This is a genomic window from Campylobacter sp. CFSAN093238 (assembly GCF_012898015.1).
Taxonomy (GTDB): Bacteria; Campylobacterota; Campylobacteria; order Campylobacterales; family Campylobacteraceae; genus Campylobacter_D; species Campylobacter_D jejuni.
In genome coordinates this window covers 1,665,288-1,681,194 of record NZ_CP040611.1, presented here as the reverse complement: position 1 = coordinate 1,681,194, position 15,907 = coordinate 1,665,288, and the positions used below count along the sequence as shown (strand labels likewise).

Below are 15,907 nucleotides of genomic sequence, written 5' to 3'. Positions count from 1 at the left end.
TATGTTGATAATATTTTTTTATTAAATTATAAAATGTATTTTAATAAATATTTAAATATATTTTATTTTTGTGATTTAATATGGGTTGTTTTTAAGTATCGCAAGGTCTTCTTCTAAGCTATGGACTTTGGGATATTGTTTTTGTGTTTTTTAATTTTTCCTTTTTTCGATGTTTTAAAAGCTTAATAAAAATCAAAAAATCATTTATTGCGTATTCTTTAAGGAGATATAGCTATAGTATATTTTAGACTAAGCAGATATATCCAAAAGTTTATCTTTTTTATTGGTATTTGTGTTTGTAGAATTGCTATTGTCTTTATTTGCTTCTTCTTTCTCAGCCTTAGCTTCTACTTTTTCTTTTTTTTCTTGAAATTTTAAAGTTGAAGTTATGCTAATTCTTTTGCTTTCAAAATTTGTATCTATTATCCCCCTGCAAGGCGTGTTAAGTAACATTAGCAAGCTCCTGATTTCTCATTTAAAATTATAATTTTAGATTATATTAAAAATTGTATAAAATAAGATAAAACTTAAATTTATTGAAATAAATTTTTATCCATTTAATTCGCTTTTAAAAGCATCAATTATTTATATTTTGCTTATTGTTTCATAGTGTAAAAATTTTTAAAATAGGATTTTATCTTAAAAAATTTATGATTTTTAATTTCAGATATTAGTTCCCTTGAAAAATTTTAAAAAGTTTAGTAAAAAATATTAAGTTTTAAAAATATCATCCGATTTAAATAAAGTCTTAAGACTCAATCTAAAAGGAGGATGTATGGTTTCAGATGTTTCTATGGGTAATGTTAATTTAATGACTGCTGTTAATACTTCAGTTTTGAAAAAATCTATGGACACAAACGAGGCATTGATGAATGAACTCATCGAAGGTATGGAAGGTGTCTCTCAAGCCTCCGCTCCACAAGCTTCTAGCTCTAGTGGTTTGGATATTTACGCTTAAATATCTTAAGAACAAGCTTAAGAACTTTTTGGTATCTTGGGCTTGTTTTTTTAAATAATTATTTCTTTAGTATTTTTTCGTTATAATTTTACCATTTTATTTATCGTATTAAATTTTTACAAATATTTACTTAGGAGCAAGGATGCAAATGATAAAGAAGATGGTTTTAAGTGAAACTTTCCCTGGTATTTTGCTTATATTTTTTACATTTTTAGCTTTATTATGTAAAAATTCTTCTTTAAGTGCTATTTATACAGATTTTTTTCATGCTAATTTTACAGTAGGATTTGATCATTTTCAAATTTCAAAGTCGTTGGATTTATGGATAAATGATGGTTTGATAGCTATATTTTTTCTATGTATAGGGCTTGAGTTAAAATATGAAATTTTACGTGGGCAACTTAAAAATATAAGAGCTGTATCTTTACCTATATTCGGAGCTTTAGGGGGTATGATTACTCCGGCTTTAATTTTTATTGCTATTAATTATTCTCATGATTTTGCTATGAAAGGTTGGGCAATACCTACAGCAACTGATATAGCTTTTGCAGTGGGTATTTTAATGCTTTTGGGAAATAAAATTCCTACAAGTTTAAAACTTTTTTTACTCTCTTTAGCTATTTTTGATGATTTGGGTGCTATTGTTATTATTGCTTTGTTTTATACAGATCAGCTTTCAGCTTTAGCAATTATTATTTGTTTGTTTTGTATATTTGCTCTGCTTTTGTTAAATTATTATCACATCACCCATCTTTCTTTGTACGTGTTGGTAGGTGTTGTGTTGTGGATAGCTATGCTTAAAAGTGGAGTACATGCAACTTTGGCTGGTGTGATCATTTCTTTGTTTATACCTCTTGATACAAAAAATAAAAAACCTTATTTACATGAAGTTCTTAAGGATTTAAATCCTTGGGTAGTTTATTTTATTTTACCTTTATTTGCTTTTGCCAATGCTGGAATTGATATTAGAGATATGCATCTTGGTTCAGTATTTTCTCCTGTAAGTCTTGGGATTATTTTAGGACTATTTTTAGGAAAACAATTAGGTGTTTTCACTTTTTGTTTTATTGCTATCAAACTTAAACTTGCAAAATTACCTGAAAATATTAAATATGGAAAATTTTATGGTATATGTATTTTAACAGGCATCGGTTTTACGATGAGCTTGTTTATTGATGGTTTGGCTTATAAAAATAGTGATATTTTTGAATATGCGGATAAACTTGCTATTTTAGTAGCTAGTTTTTTAAGTGCCATTGTTGGTTTTATTTATCTTAAGATTGTTAAATGAATAATATAGTACATAAATTAAAAACTTTAGTTTTAAATGAGGCTTTTGGCGGCGTTTTACTTATAGTTTGTACTTTGCTTGCTTTGCTTGTGCAAAACGGGTCTTTTAGCGAACATTATCGAGAATTTCTAAATTTAAAAGTCGGATTTAGTGTAGGTGAATTTGAGCTTAACAAGCCTTTTTTACTTTGGATAAATGATGGGCTTATATCTATATTTTTCTTTGCTATAGGGCTTGAGCTTAAGAAGGAATTTTTGCATGGGGATTTTAAAAATCCTAAAAATATTGTTTTACCTTTTATGGCTGCTTTAGGGGGTATACTTATACCTGCGATGTTGTTTGCTTTGGTAAATATAGGAGATGCTTATACTTTAAAAGGTTGGGCTATACCTACAGCTACAGATACAGCGTTTGCCTTAGCGATTTTAATGATGTGTGGCAAGCATATTCCATCAAGTTTAAAAATTTTCTTACTTTCTTTGGCTATTTTTGATGATGTGGGTGCTATTTTAATTATAGCTATTTTTTATACGACAAAATTATCAATAGCTGCTTTTGTCGTTGCAGGAATTGCTATTTTGGCAATGCTTGTTTTAAATATTTTAGGAATAACAAGAAAGTCTTTTTATTTTATTTGCTCAGTTATTCTTTGGATTAGTGTTTTAAAAAGTGGTGTGCATGCAACTTTAGCTGGAATCATAACAGCATTTTTTATACCGATGCAAACTAAAAATGGAGAAGCATTTTTAGAAGAAATCTATGAAAGTCTAAAATTTTGGCTCGCTTTTGTTATCTTGCCTTTATTTGCTTTTGCTAACGCTGGGGTAAATTTATCCAATATCGATATAGGAGCAATTTTTTCAGGTGTAAGTATAGGTATTTTCTTGGGGCTTTTTGTGGGTAAACAAGTGGGTGTATTTTTGTTTTCTTATTTGGCAATCCGCTTTAAATTTGCAGCTTTGCCCCAAGGTTCAAATTTGAAACAACTTTATGGGGTTTGCATACTTACAGGAATTGGTTTTACAATGAGTTTGTTTATTGATGGATTGGCGTATGAAGTTAGTGATATTTTTAATTATGCAGATAACTTAGCTATTCTTATAGCCTCATTTTGTTCTGGGATTTGGGGTTTTATTTATCTTAAATTCTTTACTACTCGATCTTAAGGGGATTGATGAGGCATATTTTTTTTATTATTACGATTATATTTTTTATAAGTGGATGTAGTTTTTATCAGAATCTAAACTATCGTCCTAGTTACAACACAAATAAAGAAGCAAGGCTCAAGGTTATTGCAAATGAATGGAAAAAAACCCCTTATGTTTTAGGTGGAACTAGTAAAAAAGGTGCTGATTGTTCAGGATTTACACAGAGCGCATTAGCTCAGCTTAATATACGCATACCTCGCACTACAAAAACTCAATTAGGTTCTGGAAGAAAAGTTTCTAAATCAAAATTGCAAACAGGAGATTTGGTATTTTTTAAGACAGGTAGAGGGCCAAATGGTATGCATGTTGGTATTTATATGAGCAAGGGAAAATTTATACATTTATCTACTAAAGGTGGAGTAAAAGAAGTCGAGCTAAATAGTTCTTATTGGAAGGCTCGTTATATAGGAGCAAGAAGGTATTAAAGTGAAAATAGGTGTATTTGATAGCGGGGTAGGGGGGCTTAGCGTTTTAAAATCTCTTTATGAAGCTAGACTTTTTGATGAAATTATCTATTATGGAGATACCGCAAGAGTTCCTTATGGAGTAAAAGATAAAGATACTATTATAAAGTTCTGTCTTGAAGCATTGGAATTTTTTGAACAATTTCAAATTGATATGCTTATCATTGCATGTAATACTGCTAGTGCTTATGCTTTAGATGCTTTAAGGACAAAAGCACATTTTCCAGTATATGGTGTAATTGATGCAGGGGTTGAAGCAACGATAAAAGCTTTGCATGATAAAAATAAAGAAATTTTAGTCATTGCAACAAAAGCAACCATTAAATCAGAAGAATACCAAAAGCGTTTATTATCCCAAGGATATACAAATATAAATGCTTTAGCTACAGGACTTTTTGTGCCTATGGTTGAAGAAGGTATTTTTGAAGGAGATTTTTTGCAAAGTGCTATGGAGTATTATTTTAAAAATATCACAACTCCAGATGCTTTGATACTCGCTTGCACTCATTTCCCTTTACTAGGTCGTTCTTTAAGTAAGTATTTTGGTGATAAAACAAAATTAATTCATTCAGGAGATGCTATAGTTGAATTTCTTAAAGAAAGAGAAAATATAGATTTGAAAAATCATAAAGCAAAATTACATTTTTATGCTTCAAGCGATGTTGAATCTTTAAAAAATACTGCTAACATTTGGCTAAATTTATAAGGAAATAAAATGATAGAATTGAAAAAACCAGATGAAATAGAAAAATTAAGAATAGCAAATCAAATTGTAGCAAAAACTTTAAATTTTTTAGAGAATGAAATTAAAATAGGAATGAGCTTAAAACAAATCGATAAAATGGCAGAAGATTATATTTTAAGCCTTGGCGCCAAGCCATCATTTAAGGGACTTTATAGTTTTCCAGGTGCCATTTGCACATCTTTAAATCAAGTTTGTATCCATGGAATTCCAGATGATAAAATTATCAAAGAGGGTGATATTTTAGGTCTTGATGTGGGAAGTTTGATTGATGGGTATTATGGGGATGCAGCAAGAACTATTGCTATAGGAGAAGTTTCACCCGCTGATAAAGCTTTAATCTCTTGTGCTAAAGACGCGTTATATCATGCTATAGATATTATTCGTGATGGAATGCGTTTTAAGGAACTTTCAGCTGCTTTAGGCGAATTTATCCATGCAAGAGGTTTTGTCCCGCTTCGTGGATATTGCGGGCATGGTATAGGACGAAAGCCCCATGGAGAGCCTGAAATTTTAAACTATTTAGAAAAAGGTGCGAGTGCAAAAAGTGGCCCTAAAATTAAAAATGGAATGGTGTTTTGCATAGAGCCTATGATATGCCAAAAAGATGGAACACCAAAGCATTATAATGGAAAATGGGATGCTGGAAGTATTGATGGGCTGAATGCGGCTCATTATGAACATTGTGTTGCCGTGATTAATGGGCGTGCTGAAATTCTTTCTATGATATGATATTAAATTATAAAAATAATATTTTTTTCTTAAAATCCTAAAAATTTAAAATTTTTTAATAATATTGTAGTAATATTCTTTAATAAGTTAAGTTACTAAATGATATTTTTATAGCAGATTAAGTGTTTTTAGAATAAAATGTCACATCGTATTAAACTAAAACATAAATATGGTTTAGATAATTTAATAAAAATTGTTAAATTATCTAAATATGTATTTTGGTTTAAAGAGATCTTTTAAGATCTCTTTTGGGTTAGGCTATTTCCCTCCCCTTTTTATTCGTAGCCTAACTCTCTTTTAGAGTTTGGAAAATCTCTTTAAGCTAAAATATATTATATTTGCTTAAAGAGAACAAACGATTACTATTCTTATTTAAATAAATTTTTAAAATCCATTGTAGAGTTATAAATTCCAGCATTATCCATAGTTTCGCCCATGGTAATTGCGGTTGCTAATTCTGATAGAATGATTTTTATTTCATCTCTTTTATCTTGTATATAGGCCAATACACCTCCGTAATTACTTGTTTGAAGAATTAAAAGTGGATTAGCAATTTCAAATTCAAAAAGTTTTTTACCAACATAAACATTGAAAATATTTCCAAAAAGAGCTGTTCCCATGAAAGAGCAGTTTTGTATAAGTTGTGACGCTGTGGCATCAAGAGTTCTTTTTTGCATATCATCTGAATTTTCATCTATTCTTTCTAGAATGCTTTTTTCTATTTTTTTTAAAGACATATCAAGCACTTGAAGTGCTCCTATAAAATCATTTGCATCATTGATTTGAGAGCAAATTTGATTTGCTTTAAATTCATTCACGCCCTGAATTTCACCTAAGTGTTTTTTAAATATATCTAAATCACTTTTCATTGTTTACCTTTCAAAAATATTGCTAAATATTTAAAAAGCAAAAAGTGTTCCTAAATTAGGATAAGTTAGAATTTACCCAAAAAATAATCTCATTGCCAATTTTATTCAAGGCTTTTTGAAAAGCATTATAAGTAGAGCGGATATCTTTTTTTTCTATTTTTTCTTTGGTATTGAAAATTTTATGAGCTATTATTTGATTGTTTTCAAGATTTATGAAATTTACGCTTATAGAAATTTGAGCGTAGTTTTCATTGTTATTAAGAATTTGCTCAAAAGAGTTAATCCTGCTTTCAAGAGCATAATCCGCACTTAAAGAGCTTGTTGAAGAAAGTAAGGTTGTAAAAATATTGCTTTGTTCAAATTTTGATAAAATTAAAAAAGAATAAAGATTGCTTGGCAAATCTCCCCAGAAATAATGTGCGTATTTGTTGCTAAAACCATTATCTATATAAACAATAGCTCGCGAGTTTAAATACAAAGGTGCATTTGCATTGCGAATTTTAAGAATTTTACCGGTTTTTTTAAAAAAAATATTTGAGTCTATTCCTTCGTCTTTTAATATGATATTTTCATTTTTATTGATGGTTTCGTGTCTTAAAGAGCATCCGCATAATATAAAAATAAAAGTCAAAATATAGAATAATTGCTTTAGCATTATTTTTCTCCTGGTCCTAGTTTAGGTTTGGTTTCTTTAAAAATCAAATCAGCAGGGCTGTTTTGTAAATTTTCTATTAGAATATTGCTTTCAATTAAAACTCGTTTAAAAAGCTCTAAATTTTGAATTAAAGATGCTTTAATATCATCATAAGTGTTTAATTTTTCATCAGCTTTTTTTATGAAATTTTTTAAAATCATTGTGCTTTCTTTTATGTCTTTAAGACTGGAGTTGAAATTTTGCGCACTAAGGCTTATATTATCAGCCATTTTTCCTATTTTTAAACTTGCGTTTGAAAGATTAAGGCTTAAATTTTTAGAATTAGCGTTTAAATTTGCACTTAGTTCTGCTAGATTTTGCAAAAGGATTTCTAGATTTTTAAGATTTTTTTCGCTTAAAAGTTCTTTTGATTTATCATCGGCCGTTTTAACCAAAGAAAAAATATGTTCACTTTGTCTGTCTATGGTCGCTAAAAAACTTTCTTTAAAAGGAATGACCGGAAGTTTTCCGTGGATAGATACTAGATCTTTGCTATTTTTACTTCCGCCTTGAAGTTGGACAAATTTAAGTCCTGTAATACCTTGAAGTTGCAAAGTAGCAAAAGTATCTTCTTTTATAGGGGTGTTATTTTTAACCTTAATGCGTATGTTAACGCCGAGTTCATCTTGATTATAAATGCCAATTTCTTCTACACTACCTACTTCCACGCCCAAAAGCCTTACGGGTGCTTTTACGCCAAGTCCTGCAACGGATTCTTGTGTGTGAATTTCATAATACTTAAAACTTTCTTCTTTAGAGTATCCACCAAGCCAAAGTATGAAACCAAGGCTTGCAAAAAATACTCCAAAAACAAAAAGTCCTACAAAAAAATAATTTGCTCTATTTTCCACTTTTACTCCATAAATCTTTTAAAAAGTCGTTCATTTTGCAAGCGTAATTCTTCATAAGTGCCGCAAAATCCAACTTTTTTATTTTCTAAAATGATAAAGCGATCGAGTAAATTTTTCATACTTTCTTTATCATGTGTAACCAAAATGATATTTAGATCAAAACTTTTTTTTAACTCTAAAACCAAATCGTCAAATTCACGACTACTATGAGGGTCAAGTCCTGAAGTAGGTTCATCTAAAAAAAGCAATTTACTATCAAGTGCTAAAGCTCTAGCAATTGCCACTCTTTTTTGCATACCGCCACTAAGTTCGCTTGGAAATTGTTTTAAAACACTTTCGTTTAAGCCTACCATTTTTAGCTTCATTAAAACCAGTTCTTGTATGCTATTTTCATCTAAATGAGTGTATTCTTTTAAAGGAATGGCGATATTTTCATAAACATTAAAAAAGCTAAAAAGTGCAGCAAACTGAAAAACCACACCCCATTTTTTACGCAAAGCAAGTGCATCTTTTTCGTTGATATTTTTAAGTTTATAGCCTAAAATTTCATATTCTCCACCATCAAAATGTTCAAGCATAAGCATTTGTTTTAAAAGGACGGATTTTCCACTTCCACTACCTCCTAAAATACCAAAAATTTCGTTTTTTTTGATTTCAAAACTTACGCCATCATGGACAATTTTTTCTCCAAATTTTGTAATGATATTTTGCGCTTTAATAACCATTTAAATTCCTGCAGAAGTTAAAACAACAGAGAATAAAGCATCAAAAGCTATCACCCAAAAAATAGCATTTACAACGCTTTTTGTTGTATAAATTCCTATGCTTTGTGTAGTGTTTTTTACCTCAAAACCACGAAAACAAGCAATAAGTCCTATTAAAAATCCAAAAATAGGTGCTTTTGCAAGTCCTATAAAGATATGTTTTATATCTACAGCCTCTCTAAAACGTCTTAAAAATTCGGCAAAAGAAATATCAAGATTTAATTTTGCAACCATCATTCCACCTATAATACTGATCGCATCACTAATGGCAACGATTAAAGGCATAGCCACTATCAAAGCCATGACACGTGGAATAATAATAAATTCAAAAGAACGAAAACCCATAGTATTCATAGCTGCAATTTCATCAGTAATTTTCATCACTCCAATTTGTGCGGTATAAGAACTTGCACTTCTTCCTGCGATTACTATGGCAGCGATTAAAGGTGCAAGTTCTCTAGTGGCTGAAATTCCCATCAAATCCACTATGAAAATATTGGCTCCAAATTGTGCGAGTTGATAAGCAGCCTGATAGGCTAAAACCACTCCTACTAAAAGAGCGGTTAAAATAACTATAGGCAAAGCTTTAAAAGCAGAATTTTCTATATGATATAAAAAAGCAATAAAGCGAAAATTTTTAGGATTTTTAAGGCATAAAAAAAGACTTGTGAAAAAAGCTCCTGTGAAATTGATGAATTTTCTTAAAATTTTTAAAAGTTCTAAACTTAATTTTCCAAGATCGATAAAGTATTCACTGAAATTTTTATGTGATTTTTTTGTTTTGCTTAGTCTTTGGTAGTTTTTTTCACAAAGTTCAAAAAGGGTTTGAAAGCGTGAATTTAAGCCTTCTTTGGTGATTTTAATATTTTTATCTTTAAGATCATTTTCCAAAGCAAGGAAAAATCTCACTCCAGCGGTATCGATTGCTTTTAGATCTTTAAAATCAAAAATCACTTCCTTGCTTTGGATCAAAGCTAAAAAATCTTTTATTTTTAACTTATAAATGCTTGTTTTATCCCAAATTCCAAAGATAAAAAGAGTGTTATTTTGAAATTTGAAATTTGTATTCATTTTATTTGCTAAGGATAAAATTTACAAGCTTTGAAACGCTAAATCCAAAGTGTTCAAACACATCTTTGTCTTTGCCACTTTCTCCAAAACTTTCTATGCCATACACTTTATGGCAAAATTTATAAAGTTCATTAGAATGTGCTGCTTCAACACCTATAACTTCACCTTTTAACAATCTTTCTTGATAAGCTTTATCTTGTTTTTCAAAAAGTTCAAAACAAGGCATGGAAACAACATTACAAGCAAAACCTTGTTTTTCAAGTTCGTTTGCACTTTCTAAACAAAGCCAAACTTCACTTCCACTTGCTAAAAGTGTAAATTTAGCCTCTTTGCTTTCTTTGAGTAAATACGCTCCATTTTTTACATCTCCAAAAACAGGTTCATTTAGAGCTTTGAGTTTTTGGCGTGAAAGCAGAAAAGCACTCGGAATATCAGCATTTAGGGCTATTTGCCAAGCTTTGACATTTTCCACCCCATCAGCAGGTCTAAAGGTTAAAAAATTTGGCATAGCTCTAAAAGTGCTAAGTTGTTCTATAGGTTGGTGTGTTGGTCCATCTTCGCCCACGCCTATGCTATCGTGTGTGAAAATGAAAAAATGTTTGATTTTCATTAGAGCTGCTATTCTTGCGGCAGGTTTTAAGTACTCGCTAAAGATGAAAAAAGTTGCCGAAAATGGTAAGAAAATTCCATATCTTGCAAAAGCATTGTTAATCGCTGCCATAGCGTGTTCTCTGATACCAAAATGGATATTTTTACCTTCTACAAAGTCTCCCATACTGTGAAGTTCTGTTTTATTCGAAGGGCCTAAGTCTGCACTTCCACCTAAAAATCCTTCTAAATTTTTAGCTAAAACATTTAAAATTTCACCATTACTATCTCTTGTAGCAAGATCTTTTCCTTTAAAATCAGGATAAGCTATCTTGTTAAAATCAGGATTTAATAGCCTTTCTAAAAGTTCTTTTTTAGCACTTTTTTCAAGCTTATCTTTCCATTTTGCTTCTTCTAAATCCCCAAGTTCTACAGCACTTTCAAAGCAGATTTTGCTTGCTTGTGGGATATGAAAACTGATATTTGGATCAAAACCTGCTTGTTCTTTGGCTTTTTTAATCACTTCTTCACCCAAAGGTGCGCCATGGCTTTTATGACTGCCTTCAAGCTCTCCTGCACCCTTTGCTATAGTTGTTTTTGCGATGATAAGACAAGGTTTTGTGGATTTTTTAGCTTGTTCTAAGGCTTTATTGATTTCTTCATAATCGTGTCCATTTATACTTAAAACTTCAAATCCTTGTGCTTCAAAACGCATTTTTACATTTTCGTTAAAGGCTAAACCTACATCGCCTTCTATGGAGATATTGTTGCTATCATAAATAAGTATGAAGTTATCAAGTTTGTGAAGTCCTGCTAAAGAACAAGCTTCATAAGAAATGCCTTCTTGTAAATCCCCATCTCCGCAAAGACAATAAATTTTATGATCGATTAAATCACTGCCTAGCAAATTTTGTGCTTTTTTTGCTGCCATAGCAAAGCCTACAGCATTGGCAACGCCTTGTCCTAAAGGGCCTGTAGCGATTTCTACTCCAAGAGTTGAAATTTCAGGGTGTCCAGGGGTTTTAGAATGAAGTTGGCGGAAATTTTTAAGATCTTCTAAGCTTAAGTCATAGCCGCTTAAATGTAAAAAACTATAAAGCAAAGCACTTGCATGTCCGCCTGAAAATACAAGTCTATCGCGGTTTAGCCAAGTGGGATTTTTAGGATTGTGTTTTAAATGATAACTTAAAACACTTAAAATATCTGCTAAACCCAAAGGTGCACCTGGGTGTCCTGAGTTTGCTTTTTGCACCATATCAGCACTTAAAAATCTTAGAGTATTTGCCTGTTCTTGTAAAATTTGAATGTCCATTTTTTGCCTTTATAAGTATTGAATTATTAAATTTTGTATCATTTGTGCGAGTTTTTCATTAAGTTTTTCTAAGTCTTGTTCGCATTCACTAAGAAGATTTTCTTTTGTTTTTATGGCTTGTTCAAGTCCAAGTAAATTGACAAAAGAATTTTTATGAATATCGTTGTTAGTAGGCTTTCCGCTTTGTTCTTGACTTGTGGTTACATCGATAATATCATCATTGATTTGAAAAATCAGTCCTAGTTTTAAACCAAGTTTGTAAATTTGATTGCTTTCTTCGTTGTTAAGTTCGCAAATTTCACAACCCATTTTTAAAGCTGCAGCGATTAATCTTGCGGTTTTATGTGTGTGTAAAAACTCAAGTTCATTTAAACTCAGTCTTTTGTCTTCAAAAAAACAATCAATAGCTTGTCCTATGACCATTCCATTAAGTCCTGCATTAAAGGCAAGGGTTTTGATGAGTTTGATTTTGATTTCATCTTTTAAATGAGCATGACTTAGAACTAAAAAAGCTTCAGTATTTAAAGCATCACCCACTAAGATGGCTGTAGTTTCATCGTAGCTTTTGTGTAAGGTTGGAATTCCTCGTCTAAAGTCTGCATTATCCATAGCGGGTAAATCATCGTGTATGAGTGAATAAGTATGGATAAACTCTAAAGCTAAAGCCACATCTAAAGCTTGATTTAAAAGTTCAGGTTTATTGCTTTGTACTACGCTTAAAAGCAATTGTGCGCGAAAATGCTTTCCCCCCGCTTTTAACATAAGTGCTAAAGCTTCATTAAAAAAAGGATGAAAGCTTTCAACTTTAGGTAGATTTTTTTCTAAGTGATGGATAAAAAGTTCTTTTAAATTCACTTAGTAAGCCTTATGAAAAATTGAAATTTACCATCGCCACCTGAGTTGGCATTTCCGCCTAGTTCATTGTTGAAATTTGATAAAGGTAATTTAGTACTTTTGCGTTCAATTAAGATGCTAAAGTCATTACCAGCACTTAAAATATTTTGTAATTCTTTAAAATTATTTAAAATAATATTATTAACGCGTAAAATTTTATCTCCTACCATAAATCCTGCATTTGATGCTTTTGATTTTGGATCTATTTTGGTTACAACAAGACTAGTATTAACCGTTAAACCAAGATTGCTTGTGAAATTTGTAATTTTTGGTTTTGGTTTAGAATCAGGAAGGTTAAATTTGCTCAAATCTTTTGCAAAAACTTCAGTAGAAATATTTAAATCCATATTATCACGCAACACTTGAAAATAAAGAGTGCTTCCGCGATCTGCAAAAAGAATTTTTTCATTGAGTTTTCTTAAATCATTGGCGGGCAAGCCATCAACACTTATAACTTGATCGTTGATTAAAAATTGTGGATTTTTTCTTACATTGTTAACATAAATTTTATTTTCTCGAACAACAAAATCAACGCCAATATCCCCCCAATAAACATCGTTATATTTCATAAAATGTTTTAAATAGCGATTGCCTATAAAAGAGCTATTATTTAAAGCAATCCCCATCATTTCACAGCATGGAGTCCCTAAAAGTCCTATTTTAGAATTAAAATCAAGTTGATCTTTTTCATCAATATTTTGAGCTAAATACTTAATATGCCCTATATAAGGTTTATTAGGATCCCAAATTCCAACCCAATCATTACGAGTAAGTTTTTCTTCATCACCCATAGGAGTAGGGATTAGGCTAAAGTCAGTTCTTACAAGATATAAATTTAAAAATGGATCGTATTTTACATATTTGTTAAGCTTAGCATTAGGCTGTTTTAACACAGCAAGTAAATTTTCACTGAGTGCAAAAGCTGGCATTCCTTCATAGTTGAGCATGCTTGCCTTATTTCTTTCATAACCTGCTAAAAAATCTTCAAATTTAGGTCTTTCTATACCAAAAGACAAAGTAAAAAGCATGCAAATAATTAAAATTTTTTTCATAATTTCATACCTCCAAAACCGCCTAAAACATCATTCGCCATACTTGAACGATTTTGTGCAACCATAGCCAAAACATCATTAATTGCAGAAATAAGTAAAATTTGCAAGGATTCTTTATCTTCAAGTAAAGAATCATCAATGCTAACATCGATAATTTCACCCTTTCCATTGGCACTTATTTTAACAAGTCCTGCTCCACTTTTGGCACTAAATTCACGATTTGCAAGTTCTAGTTCTATATTTTTTGCTTTTTCTTGAACTTGATTTAAAAGTTCTCCCATTTTAGAAAAATCCATATTTTCAAACATTGATTATCCTTGATTTTTTAAAATTTCATTAACAACTACTTTATCACTAAAAGGATATTTTATCCCTTTAATTTCTTGAGTAGTTTCATCACCTTTGCCTAAAATAACGACTAAATCGTCATTTTCTTTTAGTTCTAAAGCTCTTTTTATAGCTTCTTTTCTATCTTCTATCATTAAAACTTTTTCTTTTTTAGTAAAGCCTGATAAAATTTCTTCCATGATGGTTTTTGGTTCTTCGCTGCGTGGATTGTCACTTGTAATGATAGCAATTTTTGCAAAATGTTCGACGATTTTTCCCATTAAAGGGCGTTTGGTTTTATCTCTATCTCCACCTGCTCCAAAAACAACGATGAGTTTTTTATTTTTAAGAGTGTCAAGCACTTTTTCAATGCCATCGGGCGTATGAGCAAAATCTACAATCACACCTTTTGCTACTTGTTCTACCCTGCCACAAACCCCGCCAAATCCACTGATAGCTTTTTCCAAGTCTTTTAAATTAGGCTTTACGAGTTCATTCACACAAGCACTAGCAACTAGAAGATTGTAAAGATTAAAAAGTCCTAGCAAGGGCGAGTCTATGTGAAAAGTTTGATTTTTATTTGTTACAATAGCACTAATGCCTTCTTCTAAAGAATAAGCTTTGATTTGATATAAAGCAGGATTTTCTATGCCATAAGTAAAAGCATTACGCACATTAAATTTAATAGCCAAAGCATCTTTGTTGATAAATTTTAAACTCTCATCGGTAAAAAAAAGTTCTTTTGCTTCTTTATAATTTTCAAAAGTACCGTGAAAATCTAAATGATCTTGAGTGATATTGGTAAAAATTTTAGCAGCAAAATTTAAGCCTTCGATGCGGTTTTGAACGAGCGCGTGTGAGCTTACTTCCATGATGAAAAAATCACATTTTTTTTGAGTGGCTATTTGTAGGTATTCTAAGGTTTTAAGAATAGGGGAGGTGGTTAAGGATTTTTCATCGATTTGTTCATCGTTGATAAAAGCTCCTCTTGTCCCACAAAGCCCACACTTATAACCTAAATCCAATAAGATAGAATAAATCGCTGCTGCGGTTGTGGTTTTGCCATTGGTTCCTGTGATTCCTATGATTTGAATCTTTTCATCGATTTTTAAAAGTTTTTTACACTCATTTACATCAATGATTTTTGCACCTTTTTCTAAGGCTTGAGCGTGAAATTTAGCATTTTGTGTGGTTTGCAAAAAAAAGCATTCTTTTTCACACTCTAAGGTGTTATCTGTAATGAATGAATTTTCAAGTTTTAATTTCACTTTTAAATCCCATGAGTTTTTCTTGGAGTTTGATAAATCTATTATTTGCCCAAAAATGAGGCATAACATTTTCTATGTAATTTAAAGTCATATCTTTATAGCCATTATCAAGTAATTTTTCCAAAAAATCTAAAAAATCATCACGATTATCAATAACTAATTTAGTGCTGTTAATGATATTTTCAAAACTTTTTTGAAAGCCAAGTTCTTCTTCGCTTTTTAAAAAATCTTGATAATTTAACGCATGCCCATCTTCAAATTCGTTTTCCTGTTTGTTTTCCTGTTTGTTTTCCTGTTTTTTAAATTCAATTGTACTTAAAATTTCTTCTAAGTCTTTATCAATGCTAGAGATTTTGTAATGTTCTATATAAAAATCAAAAAGTAAAGAAGCTTCTTTAGGAGATTTTAAAGCAAGATCACAAAGGCAGATAAAATTTAGCAAGCGTTTATTTTTGCGTTTTTCATAAGCCATAGAAAAATACATTTTTGCAGTTTTAAAATCTTTCTTGTAAAAATGTTCAATTCCAAGTTTTTTATAATTTTGCAAATTCGTCTGCTCCGCCGTTTAAATTGATTATAGTGATTTCCGGATGAATATCAATCTTAAGTTGCCTTTCAAGACCGTATTTTAGCGTTGTTCCACTCGATGCACAGCCTTTACAAGCTCCTATTAAATGGACATAAACGATCCCATTTTTAATTCCTAAAAATTCAAGCCCTCCGCCATCACGTTCAAGCATAGGCAAGCTCTTTTCTAAACTTGCTTTAACAGGATTTATAAGCTCTTCATCACTAAAAGGCATCATAATTTATCCTTAAAAA

The 15,907-nt window shown here is 30.8% G+C and carries 19 protein-coding genes; 6 read left to right on the top strand and 13 right to left on the bottom strand.

Annotated elements, in window-relative coordinates:
- Positions 1-249: 249 nt before the first annotated feature.
- Positions 250-453, bottom strand: a complete 204-nt coding sequence (locus tag FBF21_RS08600) for a hypothetical protein (RefSeq protein WP_002787581.1) — start codon at positions 451-453, stop codon at positions 250-252.
- Positions 454-775: 322 nt separating this feature from the next.
- Here FBF21_RS08600 and FBF21_RS08595 point away from each other — a divergent pair, with 322 nt between their 5' ends.
- The 6 genes from FBF21_RS08595 to map all read left to right on the top strand — a co-directional run bounded on the left by FBF21_RS08595 (position 776) and on the right by map (position 5,395).
- Positions 776-958, top strand: coding sequence for a YjfB family protein (locus FBF21_RS08595; protein WP_002787583.1), 183 nt, complete (start codon positions 776-778; stop codon positions 956-958).
- 142 nt (positions 959-1,100) lie between these two features.
- Positions 1,101-2,249: a Na+/H+ antiporter NhaA gene (nhaA, locus tag FBF21_RS08590; protein WP_002787585.1), complete on the top strand. Its 1,149-nt coding sequence runs from the start codon at positions 1,101-1,103 to the stop codon at positions 2,247-2,249.
- Positions 2,246-3,415, top strand: a complete 1,170-nt coding sequence (gene nhaA, locus FBF21_RS08585) for a Na+/H+ antiporter NhaA (RefSeq protein ID WP_002870105.1) — start codon at positions 2,246-2,248, stop codon at positions 3,413-3,415. The genes nhaA (FBF21_RS08590) and nhaA (FBF21_RS08585) overlap by 4 nt, the downstream gene beginning before the upstream one ends.
- Before the next feature lie 8 nt (positions 3,416-3,423).
- A complete protein-coding gene (locus tag FBF21_RS08580) occupies positions 3,424-3,882 on the top strand; it encodes a C40 family peptidase (RefSeq protein WP_002826385.1) in 459 nt (152 codons plus the stop codon).
- A gap of 1 nt (position 3,883) precedes the next feature.
- Positions 3,884-4,627, top strand: coding sequence for a glutamate racemase (murI, locus tag FBF21_RS08575; RefSeq protein ID WP_002870107.1), 744 nt, complete (start codon positions 3,884-3,886; stop codon positions 4,625-4,627).
- Positions 4,628-4,636: 9 nt separating this feature from the next.
- Complete coding sequence (map, locus tag FBF21_RS08570; protein ID WP_002870108.1) at positions 4,637-5,395, top strand: type I methionyl aminopeptidase; 759 nt, start codon at positions 4,637-4,639, stop codon at positions 5,393-5,395.
- Positions 5,396-5,763: 368 nt separating this feature from the next.
- Here map and FBF21_RS08565 read toward each other — a convergent pair whose 3' ends face one another.
- From FBF21_RS08565 to FBF21_RS08510, 12 genes are read right to left on the bottom strand one after another with little or no spacing between them, the layout of a single operon-like run.
- Entirely contained in the window at positions 5,764-6,264 is a 501-nt protein-coding gene (locus FBF21_RS08565; RefSeq protein ID WP_002858979.1) for a flagellar FLiS export co-chaperone, read from the bottom strand.
- 55 nt (positions 6,265-6,319) lie between these two features.
- The gene (locus FBF21_RS08560) at positions 6,320-6,919 is read right to left on the bottom strand and encodes an ABC-type transport auxiliary lipoprotein family protein (RefSeq protein WP_002870109.1); all 600 of its coding nucleotides are present in this window, start codon (positions 6,917-6,919) and stop codon (positions 6,320-6,322) included.
- Entirely contained in the window at positions 6,919-7,809 is an 891-nt protein-coding gene (locus FBF21_RS08555) for an MlaD family protein (RefSeq protein WP_002860094.1), read from the bottom strand. The genes FBF21_RS08560 and FBF21_RS08555 overlap by 1 nt, the downstream gene beginning before the upstream one ends.
- Positions 7,810-7,811: 2 nt before the next feature.
- Entirely contained in the window at positions 7,812-8,534 is a 723-nt protein-coding gene (locus FBF21_RS08550; RefSeq protein ID WP_002860093.1) for an ATP-binding cassette domain-containing protein, read from the bottom strand.
- A complete protein-coding gene (locus FBF21_RS08545; RefSeq protein ID WP_002867544.1) occupies positions 8,535-9,644 on the bottom strand; it encodes an MlaE family lipid ABC transporter permease subunit in 1,110 nt (369 codons plus the stop codon).
- A gap of 1 nt (position 9,645) precedes the next feature.
- Complete coding sequence (gene tkt, locus FBF21_RS08540; RefSeq protein WP_002870242.1) at positions 9,646-11,544, bottom strand: transketolase; 1,899 nt, start codon at positions 11,542-11,544, stop codon at positions 9,646-9,648.
- A 9-nt stretch (positions 11,545-11,553) separates the two neighbouring features.
- The gene (locus FBF21_RS08535; RefSeq protein ID WP_002851379.1) at positions 11,554-12,399 is read right to left on the bottom strand and encodes a polyprenyl synthetase family protein; all 846 of its coding nucleotides are present in this window, start codon (positions 12,397-12,399) and stop codon (positions 11,554-11,556) included.
- Positions 12,396-13,490, bottom strand: coding sequence for a PDZ domain-containing protein (locus FBF21_RS08530; protein WP_002870243.1), 1,095 nt, complete (start codon positions 13,488-13,490; stop codon positions 12,396-12,398). Before FBF21_RS08530 ends, FBF21_RS08535 begins: the two co-directional genes overlap by 4 nt.
- On the bottom strand, positions 13,487-13,798 hold the full coding sequence (locus tag FBF21_RS08525) for a YbaB/EbfC family nucleoid-associated protein (protein WP_002870244.1): 312 nt from the start codon (positions 13,796-13,798) through the stop codon (positions 13,487-13,489). Before FBF21_RS08525 ends, FBF21_RS08530 begins: the two co-directional genes overlap by 4 nt.
- Before the next feature lie 3 nt (positions 13,799-13,801).
- On the bottom strand, positions 13,802-15,085 hold the full coding sequence (locus FBF21_RS08520) for a UDP-N-acetylmuramoyl-L-alanyl-D-glutamate--2,6-diaminopimelate ligase (protein ID WP_002870245.1): 1,284 nt from the start codon (positions 15,083-15,085) through the stop codon (positions 13,802-13,804).
- The gene (locus FBF21_RS08515; RefSeq protein ID WP_002914268.1) at positions 15,069-15,632 is read right to left on the bottom strand and encodes a hypothetical protein; all 564 of its coding nucleotides are present in this window, start codon (positions 15,630-15,632) and stop codon (positions 15,069-15,071) included. Before FBF21_RS08515 ends, FBF21_RS08520 begins: the two co-directional genes overlap by 17 nt.
- Positions 15,619-15,891, bottom strand: a complete 273-nt coding sequence (locus FBF21_RS08510) for a NifU family protein (RefSeq protein ID WP_002858971.1) — start codon at positions 15,889-15,891, stop codon at positions 15,619-15,621. Before FBF21_RS08510 ends, FBF21_RS08515 begins: the two co-directional genes overlap by 14 nt.
- Positions 15,892-15,907: the final 16 nt, after the last annotated feature.

What these genes read in the sequence shown, in the direction of transcription:
- FBF21_RS08600 (WP_002787581.1), bottom strand. Translation starts at nt 453, where the DNA reads ATGTTACTTAACACGCCTTGCAGGGGGATAATAGATACAAATTTTGAA.
- FBF21_RS08595 (WP_002787583.1), top strand. Translation starts at nt 776, where the DNA reads ATGGTTTCAGATGTTTCTATGGGTAATGTTAATTTAATGACTGCTGTT.
- nhaA (WP_002787585.1), top strand. Translation starts at nt 1,101, where the DNA reads ATGCAAATGATAAAGAAGATGGTTTTAAGTGAAACTTTCCCTGGTATT.
- nhaA (WP_002870105.1), top strand. Translation starts at nt 2,246, where the DNA reads ATGAATAATATAGTACATAAATTAAAAACTTTAGTTTTAAATGAGGCT.
- FBF21_RS08580 (WP_002826385.1), top strand. Translation starts at nt 3,424, where the DNA reads ATGAGGCATATTTTTTTTATTATTACGATTATATTTTTTATAAGTGGA.
- map (WP_002870108.1), top strand. Translation starts at nt 4,637, where the DNA reads ATGATAGAATTGAAAAAACCAGATGAAATAGAAAAATTAAGAATAGCA.
- FBF21_RS08565 (WP_002858979.1), bottom strand. Translation starts at nt 6,264, where the DNA reads ATGAAAAGTGATTTAGATATATTTAAAAAACACTTAGGTGAAATTCAG.
- FBF21_RS08560 (WP_002870109.1), bottom strand. Translation starts at nt 6,919, where the DNA reads ATGCTAAAGCAATTATTCTATATTTTGACTTTTATTTTTATATTATGC.
- FBF21_RS08550 (WP_002860093.1), bottom strand. Translation starts at nt 8,534, where the DNA reads ATGGTTATTAAAGCGCAAAATATCATTACAAAATTTGGAGAAAAAATT.
- FBF21_RS08545 (WP_002867544.1), bottom strand. Translation starts at nt 9,644, where the DNA reads ATGAATACAAATTTCAAATTTCAAAATAACACTCTTTTTATCTTTGGA.
- tkt (WP_002870242.1), bottom strand. Translation starts at nt 11,544, where the DNA reads ATGGACATTCAAATTTTACAAGAACAGGCAAATACTCTAAGATTTTTA.
- FBF21_RS08530 (WP_002870243.1), bottom strand. Translation starts at nt 13,490, where the DNA reads ATGAAAAAAATTTTAATTATTTGCATGCTTTTTACTTTGTCTTTTGGT.
- FBF21_RS08525 (WP_002870244.1), bottom strand. Translation starts at nt 13,798, where the DNA reads ATGTTTGAAAATATGGATTTTTCTAAAATGGGAGAACTTTTAAATCAA.
- FBF21_RS08510 (WP_002858971.1), bottom strand. Translation starts at nt 15,891, where the DNA reads ATGATGCCTTTTAGTGATGAAGAGCTTATAAATCCTGTTAAAGCAAGT.